Source organism: Subdoligranulum sp. DSM 23681, from assembly GCF_057005535.1.
The window spans coordinates 2,274,589-2,293,442 of record NZ_CM168050.1 but is presented as its reverse complement, the minus strand read 5'-3'; the positions used below and the strand labels follow the sequence as shown (position 1 = coordinate 2,293,442).

At 62.1% G+C, this 18,854-nt stretch carries 20 protein-coding genes; 10 read left to right on the top strand and 10 right to left on the bottom strand.

Going from position 1 to position 18,854, the window contains the following annotated elements; translation table 11 throughout:
* The first annotated feature begins 1 nt into the window (after window position 1).
* The 8 genes from AC127K_RS10550 to atpC are packed head-to-tail and all read left to right on the top strand — an operon-like array spanning window position 2 to window position 6,386.
* Window positions 2-748, top strand: a complete 747-nt coding sequence (locus tag AC127K_RS10550) for a F0F1 ATP synthase subunit A (protein ID WP_483720557.1) — start codon at window positions 2-4, stop codon at window positions 746-748.
* Window positions 749-796: 48 nt separating this feature from the next.
* Window positions 797-1,075 (top strand): ATP synthase F0 subunit C, encoded by a 279-nt coding sequence (gene atpE / locus AC127K_RS10545; protein ID WP_204647263.1) that lies wholly within the window; start codon window positions 797-799, stop codon window positions 1,073-1,075.
* Between the two features lie 43 nt (window positions 1,076-1,118).
* A complete protein-coding gene (atpF, locus tag AC127K_RS10540; RefSeq protein WP_294542889.1) occupies window positions 1,119-1,619 on the top strand; it encodes a F0F1 ATP synthase subunit B in 501 nt (166 codons plus the stop codon).
* Window positions 1,616-2,155, top strand: coding sequence for an ATP synthase F1 subunit delta (gene atpH, locus AC127K_RS10535; RefSeq protein WP_294542890.1), 540 nt, complete (start codon window positions 1,616-1,618; stop codon window positions 2,153-2,155). Before atpF ends, atpH begins: the two co-directional genes overlap by 4 nt.
* 12 nt (window positions 2,156-2,167) lie before the next feature.
* On the top strand, window positions 2,168-3,682 hold the full coding sequence (atpA, locus tag AC127K_RS10530; RefSeq protein ID WP_483720555.1) for a F0F1 ATP synthase subunit alpha: 1,515 nt from the start codon (window positions 2,168-2,170) through the stop codon (window positions 3,680-3,682).
* Window positions 3,683-3,703: 21 nt separating this feature from the next.
* A complete protein-coding gene (gene atpG, locus AC127K_RS10525; protein WP_294542646.1) occupies window positions 3,704-4,549 on the top strand; it encodes an ATP synthase F1 subunit gamma in 846 nt (281 codons plus the stop codon).
* Window positions 4,550-4,587: 38 nt separating this feature from the next.
* Complete coding sequence (atpD, locus tag AC127K_RS10520) at window positions 4,588-5,988, top strand: F0F1 ATP synthase subunit beta (protein ID WP_294542647.1); 1,401 nt, start codon at window positions 4,588-4,590, stop codon at window positions 5,986-5,988.
* A complete protein-coding gene (gene atpC / locus AC127K_RS10515) occupies window positions 5,985-6,386 on the top strand; it encodes an ATP synthase F1 subunit epsilon (RefSeq protein WP_294542648.1) in 402 nt (133 codons plus the stop codon). The genes atpD and atpC overlap by 4 nt, the downstream gene beginning before the upstream one ends.
* Before the next feature lie 72 nt (window positions 6,387-6,458).
* Here atpC and AC127K_RS10510 read toward each other — a convergent pair whose 3' ends face one another.
* From AC127K_RS10510 to rfbC, 5 genes are read right to left on the bottom strand one after another with little or no spacing between them, the layout of a single operon-like run.
* On the bottom strand, window positions 6,459-8,297 hold the full coding sequence (locus tag AC127K_RS10510; protein ID WP_483720554.1) for a glycosyltransferase family 2 protein: 1,839 nt from the start codon (window positions 8,295-8,297) through the stop codon (window positions 6,459-6,461).
* Window positions 8,298-8,308: 11 nt separating this feature from the next.
* Entirely contained in the window at window positions 8,309-10,177 is a 1,869-nt protein-coding gene (locus AC127K_RS10505; RefSeq protein WP_483720553.1) for a glycosyltransferase family 2 protein, read from the bottom strand.
* A gap of 21 nt (window positions 10,178-10,198) precedes the next feature.
* Window positions 10,199-10,969, bottom strand: a complete 771-nt coding sequence (locus AC127K_RS10500; protein ID WP_294542872.1) for an ABC transporter ATP-binding protein — start codon at window positions 10,967-10,969, stop codon at window positions 10,199-10,201.
* Window positions 10,970-10,983: 14 nt separating this feature from the next.
* Window positions 10,984-11,784, bottom strand: a complete 801-nt coding sequence (locus AC127K_RS10495) for an ABC transporter permease (RefSeq protein ID WP_294542870.1) — start codon at window positions 11,782-11,784, stop codon at window positions 10,984-10,986.
* 21 nt (window positions 11,785-11,805) lie between these two features.
* A complete protein-coding gene (gene rfbC / locus AC127K_RS10490; protein WP_294542869.1) occupies window positions 11,806-12,372 on the bottom strand; it encodes a dTDP-4-dehydrorhamnose 3,5-epimerase in 567 nt (188 codons plus the stop codon).
* A 205-nt stretch (window positions 12,373-12,577) separates the two neighbouring features.
* On the opposite strand from rfbC, the gene AC127K_RS10485 reads away from it, so the two are divergent.
* On the top strand, window positions 12,578-13,129 hold the full coding sequence (locus AC127K_RS10485; RefSeq protein ID WP_483720552.1) for a 5-formyltetrahydrofolate cyclo-ligase: 552 nt from the start codon (window positions 12,578-12,580) through the stop codon (window positions 13,127-13,129).
* A 41-nt stretch (window positions 13,130-13,170) separates the two neighbouring features.
* Window positions 13,171-13,854 carry a hypothetical protein gene (locus tag AC127K_RS10480; RefSeq protein ID WP_483720551.1) on the top strand — a complete coding sequence of 228 codons (684 nt, stop codon included), beginning with the start codon at window positions 13,171-13,173 and terminating at the stop codon, window positions 13,852-13,854.
* 116 nt (window positions 13,855-13,970) lie between these two features.
* Here AC127K_RS10480 and acrA read toward each other — a convergent pair whose 3' ends face one another.
* The 5 genes from acrA to AC127K_RS10455 all read right to left on the bottom strand — a co-directional run bounded on the left by acrA (window position 13,971) and on the right by AC127K_RS10455 (window position 18,833).
* Window positions 13,971-15,077 carry an acryloyl-CoA reductase electron transfer subunit beta gene (acrA, locus tag AC127K_RS10475; RefSeq protein WP_483720550.1) on the bottom strand — a complete coding sequence of 369 codons (1,107 nt, stop codon included), beginning with the start codon at window positions 15,075-15,077 and terminating at the stop codon, window positions 13,971-13,973.
* A 17-nt stretch (window positions 15,078-15,094) separates the two neighbouring features.
* The gene (acrB, locus tag AC127K_RS10470) at window positions 15,095-15,880 is read right to left on the bottom strand and encodes an acryloyl-CoA reductase electron transfer subunit gamma (protein ID WP_204647247.1); all 786 of its coding nucleotides are present in this window, start codon (window positions 15,878-15,880) and stop codon (window positions 15,095-15,097) included.
* A gap of 15 nt (window positions 15,881-15,895) precedes the next feature.
* Window positions 15,896-17,065, bottom strand: a complete 1,170-nt coding sequence (locus tag AC127K_RS10465) for an acyl-CoA dehydrogenase family protein (protein ID WP_483720549.1) — start codon at window positions 17,063-17,065, stop codon at window positions 15,896-15,898.
* Window positions 17,066-17,138: 73 nt separating this feature from the next.
* Complete coding sequence (locus AC127K_RS10460) at window positions 17,139-18,011, bottom strand: 3-hydroxyacyl-CoA dehydrogenase family protein (RefSeq protein ID WP_294540285.1); 873 nt, start codon at window positions 18,009-18,011, stop codon at window positions 17,139-17,141.
* A gap of 36 nt (window positions 18,012-18,047) precedes the next feature.
* Complete coding sequence (locus tag AC127K_RS10455; RefSeq protein ID WP_483720548.1) at window positions 18,048-18,833, bottom strand: enoyl-CoA hydratase-related protein; 786 nt, start codon at window positions 18,831-18,833, stop codon at window positions 18,048-18,050.
* Between the last annotated feature and the right edge of the window lie 21 nt (window positions 18,834-18,854).

Sequence of the window (18,854 nt, the reverse complement as noted above, 5' to 3'; positions counted from 1 at the left end):
CATGGATGTGACCATCAACGGCGCACCGATCTACACCATCCCCATCGGCCCCGGTATTCCCATCTCGGCCACCATCGTCAGCAGCTGGATCGTCATGCTCCTCATCACCGGGCTGTGCATCTGGCTGACCCACGACCTGAAGGTGACCAACATCTCCAAACGGCAGGCCGCGGCAGAGTACCTGGTCAACCTGGCCACCAACTTTGTCCGCGGCAACATGGGCGTTCGCTTTGATTCCTTCATCCCCTTCGTGGCGGCCCTGTTCTCCACCAGTCTGGTCAGCAACCTGCTCAGCCTGGTGGGTCTGTGGAGCCCCACGGCGGACCTTTCGGTGGAAGCGGCCTGGGCGGTGATGGTGTTTATCCTGATCACCCGCGCCAAGATCCGTTCCGGCGGTCTGGGCGGATACCTGAAAGGCTTTACCGAGCCCATCTTTGTGCTCACCCCTTTCAATATCCTGTCCGAGATTGCCACCCCCATCAGCATGGCCTGCCGTCACTTCGGCAACATCTTGTCCGGCACGGTCATCAGCGCGCTGCTGTACGCAGCCCTCTCTCTGGCCAGCCACGCCCTCTTCGGCCTGATTCCCGGCGCCGTGGGCGACCTGCTCAGCCAGATCCCCTTCCTGTCGGTGGGCATCCCGGCCTTCACCGGGCTGTACTTCGACTGGTTCTCCGGCTTTATGCAGGCCTTCATCTTCTGTATGCTGACCACCCTGTATATCGCCAACGCGGCGGGCGAGGAATGAGCCTGCCCCCATCTCTGACATCAAACATTATTTTTGGAGGTACTTGTTATGGATTTCGAAATTTTGGCTAAAGGCATCACCCTCGCCGGCTGCGCCATCGGTGCCGGCTGCGCCCTGATCGCCGGTATCGGCCCCGGTATCGGCGAAGGCAACGCCGTTGCCGCCGCCTGCCAGGCCATCGGCCGCCAGCCCGAATGCAAGGGCGACGTGACCAGCACCATGCTGCTGGGCTGCGCCATTGCCGAAACCACCGGTATTTACGGCTTCGTCACCGGCCTGCTGCTGATCTTCGTGGCCCCCGGCATGTTCATGAACCTGCTGGGCTGATGCGCCATGACCAACAAACAGAGCAAGGAGGCTTGACGAACAGATGTTTCAGCAACTGGTAACCATCGTACCCTGGAACTTTGTCGCGGCCATCTGCAACCTGCTGATCCAGATGTGGCTGATCAAGAAGTTTTTGTTCAAGCCGGTGCAAAAGGTGCTGGCCCAGCGCCAGCAGATGGCCGACGCCCAGATTGCGGATGCCGAGAAGGCCCGCACCGAGGCCGAAGCCATGCGCACCGATTATGAGCAGCGTCTGGCCGAGGCCAAGGAGGAGGCTGCCCAGCTGGTGCAGTCTGCCACCCGCACCGCCCAGCTGCGCGGCGAGGAGATCGTGCGTCAGGCACAGGCCGACGCCGCCAGCATCAAGACCAAGGCGGACGCCGACATTGCCCAGCAGCGCAAGAAGGCCATCAACGAGGTCAAGGACGAGATCGGCGGCATTGCCATGGACATTGCGTCCAAGGTGGTGGAGCGCGAGATCGACCCCAAGGTCCATCAGGACCTGATCGACGAGTTCATCAGGAATGTGGGTGACGCATCATGACCGACGTGGGCAAGATGTACGGCGGCGCGCTGTATGAACTGACCGCCGAAGACGGGTGCGAGGAAGCAGCGCGCGGCCAACTGCGGGAAGTGGTGACACTTCTGCGGGAAAATCCCGACTATGAAAAGCTGCTGTGCACCCCCAGTATCCCCAAGACCGAGCGCTGCGCCCTGTTGGATGAGGCGCTGCGCGGCCGGGTCGAACCGTATGTGCTGAATTTTTTGAAGATCCTGTGCGAAAACGGGACTTTGCGCCAACTGAGCAGCTGCGAAAAGGAATTCACCGCCCGCTTCAATGAAGCCCGGGGCATTCTGCCCGCACGGGCCGTGAGCGCGGTGCCCCTTTCGGACAAGGATACCGTCCGCCTGAAGGAAAAACTGGAAAGCCTGACCGGCAAGAAGGTGGACCTTACCACGGCGGTGGACCCCGCCTGCCTGGGCGGCATCCGCCTGGAGATGGACGGCGTGCGCTTTGACGGCACCGTGGAGGGCCGCCTGGAACGGCTGCGGCACGATCTGGAGACCATCGTATTGTAAGGGAGTGAGAGCATGCAACTGAAACCCGAAGAAATCACCAAAATCATCAAATCGCAGATCAAGCACTACGAGGCCCAGATCGAGCAGAGCGAAACCGGTACCGTCATCCTGGTGGGCGACGGCATCGCCCGGGCCAGCGGGCTGGAAAAGTGCATGAGCGGCGAGCTGGTGGAATTTGAAAACGGCACCTACGGCATGGCGCAGAACCTGGAAGAGAACACCGTTTCCATCGTCATGCTGGGCAGCGACGACGGGGTGCGCGAAGGCAGCACCGTCAAGCGCACCGGCCGCGTGGTCAGTGTGCCGGTGGGCGAAGCCATGATCGGCCGCGTCGTCAACGCCCTGGGCCAGCCCCTGGACGGCAAGGGCCCCATCGACGCCGCCGAATACCGTCCCATCGAAAGTCCGGCCCCGGGCATCATCGACCGCCAGCCGGTCAATGTGCCCCTGCAGACCGGCATCAAGGCCATCGACAGCATGATCCCCATCGGCCGCGGCCAGCGTGAGCTGATCATCGGCGACCGCCAGACCGGCAAGACTGTCATTGCCACCGATACCATCCTGAACCAGAAAGGCACCGGCGTCATCTGCATCTATGTGGCCATCGGCCAGAAGCAGAGCACCGTGGCCCAGCTGGTGAACACCCTGGAGCGGGGCGGCGCCATGGACTACACCATCGTGGTCAGCGCCACCGCCAGCGAGCTGTCCCCCGTACAGTACATCGCACCGTACGCGGGCTGCGCCATGGGCGAATACTTCATGCAGAAGGGCAAGGACGTGCTGGTCATCTACGACGACCTGTCCAAGCACGCCGTGGCTTACCGTGCCCTGAGCCTGCTGATCCGCCGTCCGCCGGGACGCGAAGCCTACCCCGGCGACGTCTTCTACCTGCACAGCCGTCTTTTGGAACGCGCTGCCCGCATGAGCGAGGAAAAGGGCGGCGGCAGTCTGACCGCCCTGCCCATCATCGAGACCCAGGCCGGTGACGTTTCGGCGTATATTCCCACCAACGTCATCTCCATCACCGACGGCCAGATCTTCCTGGAAAGCGAACTCTTCCATTCCGGCGTCATGCCCGCGGTCAACCCCGGTATCTCGGTGTCCCGTGTAGGCGGCAACGCCCAGATCAAGGCCATGAAAAAGGTCTCCGGTACCCTGAAGCTGATCTACAGCCAGTACCTGGAACTGCAGAGCTTCGCCCAGTTCGGCAGCGACCTGGACGACGACACCAAGTTCCGTCTGGCCCAGGGCCAGCGCATTGTGGAGATCCTCAAGCAGGACCGCAATGCCCCCGTGCCGGTGGAAAAGCAGGTGTGCATCATCTACGCCGTCACCCACAAGTACCTGCAGGAGATCGAAGTCGAGCAGGTCAAGGAGTACGAGCAGGGGCTGTATGAGTATCTGGATACCAACAACGACGCCCTGCTGCGCTCCATCCGGGAGACCGGCAAGCTGGAATCCGCCGACGAGGAGACCCTGAACAGCGCCCTGAAGGCGTACACCGACCAGTTCGTGCGGTCCCATTGAGTGTAAAGGAGGGACAAACGCATGGCTGGTTCCATGAAAGACATCAAACTGCGCATCAAAAGCGTAGAGAGCACCATGCAGATCACCAAGGCCATGGAGCTGGTGGCTTCCTCCAAGCTGCGGCACGCCAAACTGCGGGTGGAAAAAAGCCGCCCCTGCTTTGAGGTGCTGCACCAGACACTGGCTGACATCGCTGCCAGCAACACGGATTTTTCCTCGGTCTACACGGTGGTCCGGCCGGTGAAACGCACCTGCTATGTGGTCATTGCCGGTGACCGCGGTCTGGCCGGCGGCTACAACGCCAACGTATTCAAGGCGGCCGCCGCCCACATGCAGGGGCGGGACTGCTGCGTGCTGCCGGTGGGCAAAAAGGCCCTGGAACACTACCAGCGCCAGAATGTGGAGATCCTGAGCAAGGAGTTCCACGAGGCGGAGGATGTTTCGGTGGGGCACTGCTTCACCATGGCGCGGATGCTGGCCAAGGGATTTTTGGACGGCGAATACGACGAAGTCTATGTGGTGTACACCAATTTTGTTTCCATGCTGACCCAGACCCCGGCTGTGCTGCGGCTGCTGCCGCTGAACGCCCCCAAGCGCCCCGAACCCGGTCCGCACCAGCTCATCCTGTATGAGCCGGACTGCGAATCGGTATACAATGCCATTGTGCCGGAATATCTGGCAGGGCTGGTGTACGGTGCCTTGTGCGAGAGCGTGGCCAGCGAGATGGGTGCACGGCGTACCGCCATGGACGCCGCCAGCAAGAACGCGGGCGAGATGATCGAGACCCTCAGCCTGCATTACAACCGGGCCCGTCAGGCCGCGATCACGCAGGAGATCACCGAGATCGTGGCGGGCGGCGAAGCGTAACGCTTTGTGCCGGGATACTAAATGAAGGAGAGACTACCATGTCCAATAAAAATGTGGGAACCGTGGTCCAGGTGATCGGGCCGGTACTGGACATTCGCTTTGCGGACGGGCAGCTGCCCAACCTTCGCAACGCCATTGAGCTGGACAACAACGGCCAGCGTCTGGTGGTGGAGGTGGCACAGCACATTGGCGACAATGTGGCCCGCTGCATTGCCATGAGCAGTACCGACGGCCTGGTGCGCGGCGCCGAAGCCGTGGACACCGGCGGCCCCATCACCGTACCGGTGGGCGATGCCTGCCTGGGCCGTGTGTTCAACCTGCTGGGCGACGCCATCGACAACAAGCCCGCCCCCGAAGGGATGGAGCGCTGGCCCATTCACCGCGACCCGCCCAGCTATGACGAGCAGGAGACCACCACCGAGATCCTGGAAACCGGCATCAAGGTCGTGGACCTGATCTGCCCCTACGCCAAGGGCGGCAAGATCGGCCTGTTCGGCGGCGCCGGCGTGGGCAAGACGGTTCTGATCCAGGAACTGATCAACAACGTGGCCACCCAGCACGGCGGCTACTCGGTCTTTACCGGCGTGGGCGAACGTACCCGTGAGGGCAACGACCTGTACGGCGAAATGAGCGAGAGCGGCGTTATCAACAAGACCGCCCTGGTCTACGGCCAGATGAACGAGCCCCCGGGAGCCCGTATGCGGGTGGCCCTGAGCGGCCTGACCATGGCGGAGTATTTCCGCGATGTACAGAACCAGGACGTGCTGCTGTTCATCGACAACATCTTCCGCTTTACCCAGGCCGGCAGTGAGGTTTCGGCTCTGCTGGGCCGTATGCCTTCCGCCGTGGGCTACCAGCCCACCCTGGCCACCGAGATGGGCGCCCTGCAGGAGCGCATCACCTCCACCAAGCGGGGCTCCATCACCAGTGTGCAGGCCGTCTATGTGCCCGCCGACGACCTGACCGACCCTGCCCCGGCCACCACCTTCGCCCATCTGGACGCCACCACGGTTCTGAGCCGTGCCATCTCGTCCCAGGGCATCTACCCCGCCGTGGACCCGCTGGAATCTTCCAGCCGCATCCTGTCCCCCGACGTGGTGGGCACCGAGCACTACGAAGTGGCCCGCAGCGTCCAGAAGGTGCTGCAGCGCTACAAGGAACTGCAGGATATCATCGCCATCATGGGTATGGACGAACTGAGCGAGGAGGACAAGCTCACCGTCAACCGCGCCCGCAAGGTCCAGCGCTTCCTGAGCCAGAGCTTCACGGTGGCCGAACAGTTCACCGGCATGCCCGGCCAGTATGTGCCGCTGAAGGAGACCATCCGCGGCTTCAAGGAGATTCTGGAAGGCAAGCACGACGACGTGCCCGAAAGCGCCTTCCTCTTTGCCGGCACCATCGACGATGTGGTGGCCCGCGCCAAGAAGGGTGATGAATGATGACCTTTCCCATTCAGATCGTGACGCCCGACGGCCTGATCTTTGACGGCCAGGCCGAACGGCTGTTCTGCCGCACCATCGCCGGGGACGTGTGCATCCTGGCCCGCCACTGCGATTATATGACCGCACTGGGCATGGGCGAAGCCCGTCTGACCCTGGAGGACGGCACGGTGCGTCGGGCCGCCTGCATCGGCGGTCTGCTGGCTGTGACCAAGGGTGCCGCCCGTCTGGTGGCCACCACTTGGGAGTGGGCTGAGGAGATCGACAAGGCCCGGGCCGAGGCCAGCCGCCAGCGTGCCGAGGAGATCCTGGCCCGCAAGGAGCTGGATGCCCGGGAACTGGAAATGGCCCAGGCCCGCCTGAAACGCGCCCTGGTGCGCACCAGCGTGGCCCGCTGAACGGCAATCTCATAAAAGCGAAAACCCGCCCCCGCAAGGCAGCTGCTTTGCGGGGGCGGGTTGTTTTTGTGTTCAGTCCGGATTTTTCAGACGGCGCAGGTCGCCGCTTTCCCGGAAGTCCTCATAATCCAGGGACAGGCAGGGGTTATAGTAGGGGTCGCGGAGGATGTTGTCCCGCCCGTGGACCTCATACAGGCGGGCCTGCTCCTTGGCGAAACGGGCCTTCTTGGCCGGGTCCTCCTCATCGGAGCCCCGGGATTTGCTCTCGTGGTGGTAGAGTTCGGCGTAGGGCGTCCAGACGATGCGCCAGCCGGCATCCCGCACCCGCAGGCAGAAGTCCACGTCGTTGAAAGCCACGGTGAAGGCCTCATCCATGCCGCCCACCGCATCAAACACCGCGGTGCGCACCAGCAGGCAGGCCGCCGTGACGGCGGAAAAGTCCTGCACGGTGGCCAGACGGAACATATAGCCGCTGCCGCCCCGCTTGTGGTATTTGTGGCTGTGTCCGGCGTAGCCGCCCAGGCCGGTGATGATGCCGGCGTGCTGGATGGTATCGTCGGGATAATAGAGCATGGCACCACAGGCACCCACCCCGGGCTGGGAGGCTTCGGCCACCATCTGGGTGAGCCAGTCCCCCCGGATGACCTCAATGTCATTGTTGAGCATGAGCAGGAACTTGCCCTGGGCGAACTTGCGGCCGAAATTGTTGATGCGGCTGAAGTTGAAGCTGCCGTTGAAGCCCACCACCCGGCAGCGGTCGTACCGCTGGGGCAGGGTCTTGTAATAGGCGGTGGTGGCGGGGTCGGTGGAGTTGTTCTCGATGATGATGACCTCGAAATTCTCGTAGAAGGTCTTGGCATACAGGCTGTGCAGGCACTTTTCCAGGTCGTCGGTGTGGTCCTTGTTGGGGATAAGGATGGACACCAGAGGCGCCGGGTCGGGCAGGTCCCAGACCACATGGCAGGTACCGGGGAAGAGACCGTCCTCCACCCTGCCCTGCCGCCCGGTGGCGGCCAGATGGTCGGCCACCGCCTTGCGGGCCGCTGCCAGCACATAGGGCTTGGCCCCGGTGCCGCCGCTGGTGGACGCCGCATGCACCCGCCAGTAATAGAGCACCTGGGCCAGATGCAGGGGCTTGGCCTTGGGGTCGGTGCGCTGCATCTCGTCGATGAGGCGCAGGAACAGATCGTGGTCCTGGGCGCCGTCACATTCGGGGCGCTCCCCGCCCACTGCCTCGAACAGGCTGCGGCGGAACACCGCCAGATGGCAGATGTAATTCACCGACATGAGGTATTCGGGGGCGTAATCCGGCTTGAAATGGGCCACATGGGCCCCCGCCGGGGTCTTGCGGAAGAGGGCTTCGTCACTGTATGCAAAGTCCGCCTCGGTATGGGCCAGGGCTTTGCCCATGCAGTAGATGGCGTGGGGCGCCAGCATGTCATCATGGTCAGCCAGGGCCAGATACTCCCCGGTGGCCAGTCTGGCGGCGGCGTTGGTGTTGGCCGCAATGCCCCCGTTCTCGATTTTCTGATACACAATGCGGGGGTCCTTGGCCGCCCGGGCCTGCACCAGCTGGCCTACCTCCGGGTGGGCTTCATCCGAGGCATCCACCAGGCAGAGCTGCCAGCGGGGGCTGGTCTGGTTCTGTACGCTGTCCAGAAACTGTTCCAGAAAAGGTTTGGGGGTGTTGTACAGGGGGGTCAGGATGCTGATGACCGGAAAGCCGGAGGTATCCGCCGCCCGCTGGGCGGCCAAGGCCTTGGAGGAAGGCAGATACCGGGCCCGCTTGCCCAGAAACCGCCGCTTGAAAAAGCCCGCGGCCCGACCCGCCATGACGACGGGCCCCTGCTCTTTGGTCAGAGTGGCGGCGTAGCCGAAGAGTTCCTTCATGCGCTTGGCTTGCAGATTCATGGCGGTGCTCCTCACTTCAGGCCGAAGTTTTCAAACAGATTGTTGAAATGCGGATTATAATACGGATCGTAATTATCAATATAGGCCTTGTACTTGGCGTAAAAGGCCGCTTTCTCCCGCTCATACCGGCGGGCGTTCTCCGAAAGGGTATCCAGCCCCCGGCTCTTGCTCTCGTAGTGGTAGGCCTCCGCCCGGGGGGTAAAGACGTTGAGCAGGCCCTGCTGCCACAGTTTCAGGCAGTAGTCCACATCGTTGTAGGCCACGGCAAAGTTCTCTTCGTCCAGGCCGCCCGCCGCCCGGTAGAGGCTGGCCTTGGTCATGAGGCAGGCGCCGGTGACGGCCATATAGTCCTGGGTGGTGACCAGACGGTACAGGTCCCCCACCGCCTTGCGGGGGTAGCTCTTGTGGCTGTGCCCCGCCGAGCCGTTGATGCCCATGATGACCCCGGCGTGCTGGATGGTGTCGTCGGGGTAATAGAGCTTGGCGCCCACCGCCCCCACGTCCGCCCGCTGGCTGTAGCTGAGCAGCTCCCGCAGGAAATCGAGAGAGAGAACCTCAATATCGTTGTTGAGCAGCAGCAGGTGCTCGCCCCTGGCCTGTTCCGCGCCGAAATTGTTGATGGCGGAGAAGTTGAAGGGCCCCTGGTACCGCACCACCCGGCAGTTTTGGTACCGGTCGGGCAGGGTCTTGTAGTATTCCTCGGTGGCGGGGTCGGTGGAGTTGTTCTCGATGACCAGCACCTCGAAGTTGTCATACCCGGCGTTCCGGTACAGGCTGGACAGGCAGCGTTCCAGGTCGTCGGTGTGGTCCTTGTTGGGGATGAGCACCGAGACCAGCGGGTGGCCGGTGAGCTCATACCGCACCTGGAAAGCCCCGGGCGCACCGGGCACCAGTTCCGCCTTACCGGGCAGGTTCAGCCGCTGGAGCTGGGCGTCGATGGCCCGCACCCCCGCCTCCAGGGCATAGGGTTTGGCCTCCATGCCCGCAGCGGTGGACCCGGCGTGGCCCCGCCAGATATACAGCACCTTCTTGATATGCTCGATGCGGGCGGCCTTCTCGGTCAGGCGCAGCAGCAGATCATGGTCCTGGGCACCGTCGAATTCCTTGTACTCGGCAGCCCCGGCCGCATCCAGCAGCGGGCGGGAAAACACCGCCAGATGGGTGATGAAGTTGCACCCCCGCAGGTAGTCGGGGGCAAAGTCCGGCTTGAAGTGGTAGCCGCCCAGCTGTTTCAGGTCGGCAGAAAGAACGATCTCGTCACTGTACACAAGGTCCGCCCCGGTGGTTTGGATGCTCTGCACACATTCAAAGAGGGCGTTGGGGTACAGCAGGTCGTCGTGGTCCAGCAGGGCCAGATAATCCCCGGCGGCCAGGGCAAAGCCGGCGGTGGTGTTGGCGGCAATGCCCCTGTTTTCCACCTTGCGGTAGACCACCCGGCTGTCCTTTTCGGCCAGCTTTTGGGCCAGACGGCCGGGAACGGGGTGGGCATCATCCGAAGCATCCACCAGCACCAGCTGCCAGTTGGAATAGGTCTGGCGCTGCACGCTTTTGACCATCTGGCGGAAGAAAGTTTCCGGGGTGTTGTACACCGGCACCACCACGCTGACCAACGGCCCCTGCAGGCGGGCGGCCCGCTGGGCTTTCAGTTCCCGGCGCAGAGGGATATCCGCCCGGTGACGCCAGGAATCGTGATGGAAGGCCAGCCCCACCCGGAAGATCACGTCCCGCCAGAGCTGCTCCGCCCCCTGCTCCCGGAGGGTGGCGGCGCTGCGCCGAGCCAGGTCCCGAAGATGGGCGGGATTCAGCAGACGCTTGGCCATGCCCCCCACACTGTCCTGGGCGGCCACATCGGCGGGGCGGTTTTCAGTTTCTTTGGCCATAGGGACCCTCCCGGGCAGGCATCAGGCGTGGTCCGCCTTCATGCTGTCCTTCTTCTCAAAATGTTTGTACTCGGCGGTGACTTCGGCGGTGGGGCCGTTGCGGCGCAGATGGCCGTGGTCCAGCCAGGCCACCTTGTTGCACATCCGCTCGATCTGCTCGATGGAATGGCTGACCAGAATGACGGTGGTGCCGCCGCTCATGAGTTCGGCCATCCGCTTTTCGCACTTCTGCTGGAACAGGAAGTCACCCACCGACAAAATCTCATCGGCGATGAGGATGTCCGGCTTGGTCATGGTGGCCACCGCAAAGGCAAGGCGGGCCACCATACCGGAGGAATAGTTCTTCAAGGGCACGTCCAGGAATTCCCGCAGTTCGCTGAATTCCACAATGTCCTCGAACTTGCTGTCGATGTACTTGGGGGTGTAGCCCAGGACGGTGCCGTTGAGGTAGATGTTCTCCCGGGCGGTAAGGTCCATATCGAACCCGGCGCCCAGCTCGATGAGGGGGGCGATGGTGCCCCGCACCGTGACCTTGCCGGCACTGGGTTTGTACACGCCGGAGATGATCTTGAGCAGGGTGGACTTGCCGCTGCCGTTCAGGCCGATGAGGCCGTAGAAGTCCCCGGGCATGATGTCCAGGCTCACGTCGGACAGGGCAAAGAATTCGTCAAACCGGACGCCGCCGTGCATCAGGGCCACGAAGTATTCCTTCAGGCTTTCGTGCTTTTCCTTGGCCAGGTTGAAACGCATGGAAACATGGTCCACCGAAATGATGGGCTGTTGCTGGTTCATCTTCCCGGCCCCCTTTACATGTACAGGACAAACTTGTCCTGGTTTTTCTTGAACACAATGACCCCCACGGTCATGCTGACCGCGGCACACAGAAAGCAGACCACCACCATGCTCAGGGTCAGGCCCTCGCCCCACAGCACACAGCTGCGGAAGGCGGTGATGAACCAGTACATGGGGTTGATGTGGATGAGCTTCTGCATGATGCCGGACAGGGTCTCGGGGTCATAGAAGATGGCGCTGGCATACACAAGCAGGGTGCAGAACACTTCCCAGATGTGCATGATGTCCCGCACAAAGACATACAAAGCCGACAGCAGCAGCCCAATGCCCAGGCTGAAGAAAAAGAGCATGATCAGCGGGTAGAGAGCCATCCAGGCGGTGGCGAAGGTCACCGGCGTCCAGGTGATGACAAAGACGATGACCAGGGCGATGAAGCTGAAGGCGCAGTTCACCATGGCGAAACACACCTTCTCCATGGGGAAGATGTATTTGGGGATATAGACCTTGCGCAGCAGGGGGGCGTTTTTCAGCACGCTTTCCATGGCCATGCTGGTGGATTCCCGGAAAAAGTTGAACAGCAGCTGGCCGATGATCAGGAAACCCGCGAAGTTGGGGATGCCCTCCCCCCGCAGGCCGCGCATGATGGAATCAAAGACCAGGAACATGACCAGACAGGTCAGCAGCGGGTTGAGGATGCTCCAGGCAACGCCCAGCACGCTGCGGCGGTATTTCAGCTTGAAATCCCGGGTGATCAGGTTCTGCAGAAGATAGCGGTACTTCCAGAAGCCTGCCAGTGAATTTTTGATGCTTTGCACGTTGGCGCCCTACCTTATATCTCAGTATTTCTCAAAGTACTCGAACTTCTGCTGGGCAAAGGGGGTGTGCTCCTTGTCCTTGGCGCTGGTCTTGTGCTCACAGCCGCAGTCCGGCCACTGCACGTTGACGGTGGGGTCATCGTAGGGGATGCCGCCCTCGCTGGTGGGGTCGTAGACGTCGGTGCACTTGTAGCAGAATTCTGCCACGTCGGACAGCACCAGGAAGCCGTGGGCAAAGCCTTCGGGGATGTAGAACATCTTCTTGTTCTCAGCGGACAGGGTCACGCCCACCCACTTGCCGAAGGTGGCGGAGTTGGGGCGGCAGTCCACGGCCACGTCGTACACTTCGCCCATGGTCACCCGGACCAGCTTGCCCTGGGTGTGGTTCTTCTGGAAGTGCAGGCCCCGCAGCACACCCTTGGTGGAGCGGCTCTGGTTGTCCTGGACGAAGGGCTTGTCGATGCCGGCGGCGACGAAATCGTCGATCTGGTAGGTCTCCATGAAGTAGCCCCGGTCATCCCCGAAGACGGTGGGTTCGATGACGACAACGCCGGGGATCTCGGTCTGGATAAAATTGAATTTGCCCATGGTATATATGACTCCTTCCGATACCGATTCTCCATAAATCGGCACACTGATTCGATTTTACGTTCCTATTGTACTCTTTTTTACCCCCACACGCAAGACAAAGCGGGCAAGGTGTAACATTTTCACAGGAATTCCGTCTTGATGGATACGGGCGGGCATGGTATGATGATGGGCGTACCCAACCCGAAAACAGGAGGCAGCATTCATGACCAAAACCGAAGCCCGGGCTGCCGCCCGACGCATCTGGCGGGCACAGACCAAAGAAGAACTGCGCCGCATGGGGCAGCGGATGTGCGACCGGCTGTTTGTGCGGGCGGAATGGCAGCAGGCCGGGACCATCCTGTGCTTTGTGCCCCTGCCCACCGAGCCGGACATCTCCCCTGCCCTGGACCGGGCTCTGGCCGAAGGCAAGGTGCTGGCCGTGCCCCGGGTGCTGGGCGAAGGCCGGATGGAGTGGGTGGCACTGGACAGCCTGGACGACCTGCGGCCGGCGGCCTACGGCATCCGGGAACCGGTTTCCGGCCCGGTGCTGGACCCGGCTGCCCTGCCTCCGGACACGCTGGCCCTGGTCCCCTGTCTGGCAGCGGACCGGCAGGGGGTGCGCCTGGGACGGGGCGGCGGGTATTATGACCGTTTTTTGGCACAGTATAAAGGCAGGCGGCTGCTGGTCTGTCCCGCCGCCCTGCTGGCCGAGGAGCTGCCCCGGGACCCCTGGGACGCGGTTTTTGCCCCGGAAGAACTGCTCACCGACCGGTAACCCTGCCCGAATTATTTTTTTAACAGGAAAGGAACAAACACATGAAACGCAATCTGATGACCAAGACCTCTCTGCTGGCGCTGGCCATGGCTGCCGCCCTCTCTCTGGCCGCCTGCGGCGCTTCCTCCCAGTCCACCACGGCCACCCCGGCTCCCACGGCTACCCCGGAGACCTCCACCGCCGAGGACGGTGTTTCCGACGATATGGGCGTGGCCGAAGTGGCGGAACCGGACAGCGAGCTGTCCGCCATGGTGGACAGCATCTACGAAGCCTATCCGGTGGAACTGATGATGATGCAGACCACCGCCATTGACCTGAAGGATGAAACCTGGCTGACCTACAACACCGGCCTGAGCGCCGAGGAGGCCGCCCTGGTGGACGCCGGGGTGAAGAGCGAGTCCATGACCGGCAGTCAGGCCTATACCCTGGTGCTGCTGCGGGTGAAGGATGCCGCCGACGCCCAGACCGTTGCCGACGCCATGCTGGACAAGATGGACCCGGCCCGGTGGGTCTGCGTCATGGCGGACAAGATGCGGGTGGCCACCTTTGACGACAAGGTGCTCTTTGTGATGACCGATTCCGAGCTCACCGACATCGATGCCCTGTTTGCCGCTGTGCCCGATGCCCTGGGCGTGGAGTTCACCTACGACAAGTCCGCAGACGTGGCCGCCGATGACGCCATGGTCCCCTCCCAGGAGGAGATGAACAACCCGGTGGCGGGCTGATGGGATTGCCTCTCCCCCATTTTTAAATCTGCAAGCAAAAACCGCCCTGCCGGCGTACCCGGCAGGGCGGTTTTGTGTTGCGGAGGCTGGTTCAGGCCGACGGGCCCGAAGCCGGATTATTCAGCGCTCTTGGCGGCGCGGATCTCCTTGATCAGTTCGGGAACAACCTTGAACAGGTCGCCCACGATGCCGTAGGAAGCCACTTCGAAGATGGGAGCGCTCTCGTTCTTGTTGACGGCGATGATGGTGTCGGAGTCCTGCATACCGGCCACATGCTGGATGGCGCCGGAGATGCCCAGAGCCACATAGATGCGGGGATGGACGGTCTTGCCGGTCTGACCGACCTGGTGGTCGGCAGACAGCCAGCCGGCATCGGTGACGGCACGGGAAGCGCCCACGACGCCGCCCAGAACACCGGCCAGTTCCTCGGCCAGGGCGATGCCCTTGTCCACGTCGGAGCTGATGCCGCGGCCCACGGAGACGACCACGTCGGCACCGATCAGGTCAACCAGCTTCTTGGCGCTCTTCTTGATGTCCAGGATCTCCACATGGATATCCTCGGCGGTCAGGTTGGGAGTGAACTTCTCCACCACAACCTTGGCAGCACCGGCCTCATCGTAGGGCTGGGTCTGCATGACGCCGGGACGCACGGTGGACATCTGCGGGCGGAAACGCGGGCAGATGATGGTGGCCATCAGGTGGCCGCCGAAGGCGGGACGGGTCATCTTCAGGTTGGTGTTCTCTTCGAACTTGGTGTTGTCCACATCGATGTTGGAGGTGGTGCGCAGGAATTCCTTGTACTTCTCCACATCCACATCCAGATGGGTGCAGTCGGCGGTCAGGCCGGTGTGCAGGCGGGCGGCGCAGCGGGGGCCCAGGTCACGGCCCAGGTTAGTGGCGCCGATGAGCACGATTTCCGGCTTCTTCTCCATGACCAGGTCGCACAGGACCTTGGCATAGCCGTCGGTGGTGTAGTCCTTCAGCAGAGGGCTGTCGGCGTAGTAGACGCGGTCGGCGCCGTAGCCGCCCAGAGCCTTGATGTAATCTTCGTTGAGCTCGCTGCCCATCACAACACCGCACAGCTCCACGCCCAGGTCATTGGCCAGCTTGCGGCCTTCGCTGAGCAGCTGATAGCTGATGGTCTGCATCTGGCCTTCGCGCTGTTCGCAGAAGACCCAAACGCCCTTGAAGGCGGCGGTGTCCATAGCATTGAATTCTGCCATTGTAGTACTCTCCTTCCTCAAATCAGGTGCTTGTCGTTCAGCAGACCAACCAGCTGGCTGGCGCTTTCGACCATCATGCCGGCGCCCTTGACCGGGGGAGCAAAGGACTTGTAGACGTTCGTGGGAGAGCCCTTCAGGCCGATGGTGTCGGTCTCGATGAGGGGATCGTCCTTCAGAGCGTTGTAGTCATACACCTCGATGGGCTTGTCGAAGCACTCGAAGATGCCGGACACGCTCATGTAGCGGGGAGTGTTCAGTTCCTTGATGCAGGTCAACAGGCAGGGAGTCTGAACCTTCAGTTCCATGTAGCCGTCTTCCAGCTGACGCTTGACGGTCAGGCTGTTGCCGTCCTTCTTGATCTCGGTGACATAGGTGACCTGGGGCAGATGCAGCTTTTCGGCGATCTGGGGGCCGACCTGGGCGGTATCGCCGTCGATGGCCTGACGGCCGCAGAAGACGATGTCGTCGGGGCCGACGCCGATCTTGTTGACGGCAGCGGCCAGGATCTGGGAGGTAGCGAAGGTGTCGGAACCGCCGAATTCACGGCCGGACACCAGCACGCCGCGGTCGGCGCCGCGGGCGATCAGCTCACGCAGCATGCCTTCGGCCGGCGGCGGGCCCATGGTGACGACGACGACTTCGCAGCCGGTCTGTTCCTTCAGCTGCAGAGCAGCCTCCACGGCGTTCAGGTCGTCGGGGTTGGTGATGGTGGCCATGGCCGCACGGTCCATGGTGCCGTCCGCCTTGACGGCGACTTTGCCCTGCGTATCAGGGACCTGTTTTACACAAACGATAGCTTTCATTGTACTGCGCCCTCCTTACTTCAGCATCGCGCCGGAGATGACCATCATCTGGACTTCGCTGGTGCCTTCGTAAATTTCGGTGATCTTGGCGTCGCGCATCATCCGCTCGATGGGGTAGTCACGGGTGTAGCCGTAACCGCCGAACAGCTGCAGGCAGCGGCGGGTCACGTCGCTGGCGGTGCGGGCGGCGATCAGCTTGGCCTCGGCGGCCTCCACGCTGTAGCGGCCCTTGGCGCCGTTCATGATGGCCTGCTTCTTCAGAGCAGCGGCGTACACCAGGTACTTGGCGGCTTCCACGCGGGCCTTCATCTCGGCCAGCTCGAACTGGGTGTTCTGGAAGGCGGAGATGGAGCGGCCGAACTGCTTGCGTTCCTTGACGTAAGCAACGGTCTCGTCAATGGCGCCCTCGGCGATGCCCAGAGCCTGGGCAGCGATGCCGATACGGCCGCCGTCCAGGGTGGCCATGGCCAGCTGGAAGCCCTTGCCCTTGACGCCCAGCAGACGATCCTTGGGGATGATGCAGTCTTCCATGATCAGTTCGCAGGTGGAAGAACCGCGGATGCCCATCTTGTCTTCGGGCTTGCCGACCTTGAAGCCGGGGTCGGTGCGCTCGACGATGAAGGCGGAAATTTCCTTCTGCTTGCGGCCGCGCTTGTCGGTGACAAAGCCGGTGACGGCGATGATGATGAAGACGTTGGCGTAGCCGGCGTTGGTGATGAAGATCTTGGAGCCGTTGAGCTTCCAGTGATCGCCTTCATCCACAGCGAAGGTCTGCTGGCCCTGGGCGTCGGTGCCGGCGCCGGGTTCGGTCAGGCCGAAAGCGCCGATCCATTCGCCGCTGCACAGCTTGGGCAGGTACTTGGCCTTCTGCTCGGGGGTGCCGTTCTCGTAGATGGGAGCAGCGCACAGAGAAGTGTGAGCGGAGATGATGACACCGGTGGTGCCGCAGACCTTGCTCATTTCCTCAACAGCCATGACGTAGGACAGCACGTCGCCGCCGGCGCCGCCGTATTCTTTGGGGAAATAAATGCCCATCATGCCGAGCTTGGCCATCTTCTGGACAGTCTCGATGGGGAAATACTCTTCAGCATCGACCTTCTTGGCCAGGGGTTTGACCTCGTTTTCGGCAAACTCCTTGTACATTTTCTGTACCATCTGCTGCTGTTTGGACAGGGTGAAATCCATAGCGATAATCCTCCTTATGCAAACGAAATTCCCCCGCCGCCGTCTGGGGGGCGGGAGAAACTCGTCTTACTGTTTACAGGGCGTCGACCGGGGTCTTGGTGCGGTCAGCGTTGTAGACATAGAAGCCCTTGCCGGTCTTGCAGCCCAGGTTGCCGCCGCGGACCATCTTGCGGATCAGCGGGCAGGCACGGTACTTGCTGTCGCCGGTCTCCTTGTACAGGACGTCCATGATGGCCAGGCAGATATCCAGACCGACGAAGTCGCCCAGTTCCAGGGGGCCCATGGGATGGTTGGCGCCCAGCTTCATGGCGGTGTCGATGCCGGCGATGTCGGAAACACCTTCCATCTTGATAAAGGCAGCCTCATTGATCATGGGGATCAGGATGCGGTTGACCACGAAGCCAGCAGCCTCGTTGACCTGAACGGGGGTCTTGCCGATCTCCACGCTGATCTTCTTGATGGTCTCCACGGTCTCGGCGGGGGTGTTCACACCGGCGATGACCTCGATGAGCTTCATGCGGTCAGCGGGGTTGAAGAAGTGCATACCCACCAGAGGACGGGACAGGCCCTTGCCGATCTCGGTGATGGACAGGGAGGATGTGTTGGAAGCGAAGACGCATTCCGGCTTGCAGATCTTGTCCAGCTCGCCGAAGGTGGTCTGCTTGACCTTCATATCTTCGAAAGCGGCTTCCACGATCAGGTCGCAGTCCGCGCACAGGTCTTCCTTCAGGCCAGCGGTGATGGCAGCCAGACGGCGGTCCACTTCAGCCTGGTCCAGCTTGCCCTTGGCAACCAGCTTGGCATAGCCCTTGGCGATCTTGTCCTTGCCGCCCTCGGCCCATTCCTGCTTGATGTCGCACAGCGCGACGGTGTAGCCTTCGCACTGAGCGAAAGCCTTTGCGATGCCCTGGCCCATGGTGCCAGCGCCGATAACGCCTACCTTCATAGTAGTAACCCTCCTGAATAATGTTTTATAAGTAAATCAGTTGTTGGTGAAAACCGGTTTGGGTTTCGGCTTTTCCTTGCTCAGGAAGCAGCCCATGCCCTCCACCTGGTCGTGGGTCTCGAAGCAGTCGCCGAAGAGCTTCTCTTCCACTTCCACGGCCTTGTCGATGGGCAGGGAGATGCCGTCATTGATGGCCTTCTTGCAGTTGCGCACCGCGATGGGAGCGTTCTTGGCGATCTTGGTGGCCAGCTTCATGACGTTCTCCATCAGTTCGGACTGCGGGTACACCGCATTGACCAGACCAATGCGCAGGGCTTCGTCCGCCTTGATGTTCAGAGCGGAGTAGACCATCTGCTTGGCCATGCCCATGCCCACCAGGCGGGCCAGACGCTGGGTGCCGCCGAAGCCGGGGGTGATGCCCAGGCCCACTTCGGGCTGGCCGAAGACGGCGTTGTCGGAGCAGATGCGGATGTCGCAGCTCATGGCCAGCTCATTGCCGCCGCCCAGAGCGAAACCGTTGACCGCCGCGATGACGGGCAGCGGGAAGTGCTCGATCATCAGGAAGATGTCGTTGCCCAGCTTGCCGAAGGCCTCGCCTTCCGCCTTGGTCATGGTGGACATGGAACCGATGTCCGCGCCCGCCACGAAGCTCTTGTCGCCGGCGCCGGTCAGCACGACGCAGCGCACGGTGTTCTGATCGATGCCCTCAAAGGCGGCCTTCAGGTCGGCCAGGACTTCGGGGTTCAGGGCGTTCAGGGCTTTGGGACGGTCGATGGTGACCACGGCCACAGCGCCCTGGACTTCCGTATTCACAAAAGACATAGTGGATGTTCCTCCGTTCGC